The sequence below is a fragment of the Microcystis sp. M53603_WE2 genome (assembly GCF_030065435.1).
This window is the reverse complement of sequence record NZ_JASJFF010000094.1, coordinates 1-1,958: the sequence shown is the minus strand read 5'-3', so window position 1 is coordinate 1,958 and position 1,958 is coordinate 1. Positions and strand designations below refer to the sequence as shown.

Here is a 1,958-nt window from a genome sequence, read left to right as displayed (position 1 = left end):
TGCTGAATAAATCTAAAAACCTTGTTGGATAAGACTTTTGGACTTTTTTACCCTCAAAACGTGCCAGCCATTGCGGGGATCGGGGGAAAATTCAGGTACTTTTTCCCTGAAAATTAGGTAGTTGACCACCTCAAAACTGGTAAAACCCCACACCCCACCTGCCCCCCCCGATGTCGGGGGGGTTGGGGGGGCCACACCCTGCCCCCAGGAAAAGCTTTTTGCCGCAAACCCTAAGTAGGTAGGTGTTAAAAATTATCAGATACCACCCTTATCAAGGAGGCAGGGGGGATCAAAGACAAAATCTATCTTCAATTTAATTATAACCACTTACTTAACCTTAAAAGCATTGAATTCCGTCTAACGACCAAGTTAGTCCTCGTGCTTCTCCCCCGACTTCTACTTACTTTGTCTAGCTTGACCAACTTTTAGCCATGCAAAGATTTGTTGTGGAGTCAGTGTCAACTGAACCCCTGCAATTACCTTAAGCTGGTGATCCCCTCTGCAAACTTCCGGCTCTTGTTGGGGAGTAAACATTAAAACAGAATAATCATCTGGATCAAGCATCCATCCTAATTTACTGCCATGTTTTAAACAATGTAAAATGTTGTCAATTACACGGTTTACCTTTTGATCAGGTGAAAGAATTTCGATAGTCCAATCAGGTGCTTCGGTAAAGTCGTCCTCTGGTTCACCTGCTTGATTGAGGTTAATTCGATTCCATGCAATTACGGCAACATCAGGAACGAGCGAACGCCCGCCGAAGGTACATCGCAACTCAGGTAAGGCTGTATAATCAACAGTATGGCTGTCAACCTCAGCTAAAAGACGTTTTTGCAGGATAGAGTGTCGAGTCTTAGGCATGGGTTTCTGAATTGCGACTCCATGCAAGTATTCCCATGCTGGAGAATCCTCCAAATATGGCAATTTGAGGAAATCTTCAAGGGTGAGACTCTCAGTCAAGGAAGTCGTCATCGGTTCAAGCAAAGGTTTTTTTTGTGACTTTATTATAAATGAACTTTATCTGGGTTGCTTACCGACGATTCAGGTATATTTGATGAGAATTTGCCCTCTCAATCAAATCGGTCGATTTCTTAACTATTCTGACTGACTGGTATCACTGGAAATGCCCACGGGGATCACAAAATTGGCCAATTGTCAATAGCTTTTCAGATGCTCTCACCTTGGTTATGGCGCTTCCCACTCTTCCTTTTCTAGTTCTTTAGCAAAGTGATTAAATATTAACCCAACTTCTTACGATCCTAACCCTTCTTCTCGACTTATTTCTTCGATACTAGAATTTTTTACTCTCTCATAAATCATCGATTCATAGCGGATTGTATGATGCTGTCTTAATCTCATAAAACTCAATCTTTCGCTAATATACTTTTGGCACTTTTGACAATGAAACTGGCGGCGTGGTACTTCTAAATATACCAGATTGCCTAATATTGATAAATCTCTGACTAGATTGTACTCTGTCTGATTGATTCTGTCCAATATTTGATGACAATTCGGACATTCAATTGTTTCATTTAAAAGAGCGAGCTTTAGGAAAATTGTCTGATCAATTTTTTGATAATTGACCACTGTTACATTTGGTAAATCGAGGAGTTGATCAAAATTTATCCACATAACCCACCTCCTGTCCTGTATTACTATTATACCATGCTCACACAGAACCTAGAAGAGCCTCTTGCTTTCGAGGGTGTTGGGTAACAGTCGTCAACCCAACCTATAAAATTAGCTTACTGCTACTCAGTGCCTTCGGCATCGCACTAATAATTTTTGATCATTAATTCTCTCCCCGCCGCTGCCTGTCCTTGTTTATAATTATTCATGCCATACTGAAGATTCCACTCGATAATATGGGCAAAATCAAAGAGTTTTCGTATCTCTGGACAATCATCGTAGGTAATTAACCATTTAGCCTGACATTGACGCATATTATCGGCAAAACG

At 41.0% G+C, this 1,958-nt stretch carries 1 protein-coding gene and 2 pseudogenes; all 3 read right to left on the bottom strand.

From position 1 onward, the window contains the following. Nucleotides 1-396: 396 nt before the first annotated feature. Nucleotides 397-972: a Uma2 family endonuclease gene (locus tag PX481_RS02230; protein WP_288024013.1), complete on the bottom strand. Its 576-nt coding sequence runs from the start codon at nucleotides 970-972 to the stop codon at nucleotides 397-399. Between the two features lie 216 nt (nucleotides 973-1,188). After that, nucleotides 1,189-1,632, bottom strand: a pseudogene (locus PX481_RS02225) (transposase family protein); the annotation flags it as partial. A 143-nt stretch (nucleotides 1,633-1,775) separates the two neighbouring features. Further along, nucleotides 1,776-1,958: pseudogene (locus PX481_RS02220) on the bottom strand (DNA adenine methylase); the annotation flags it as partial.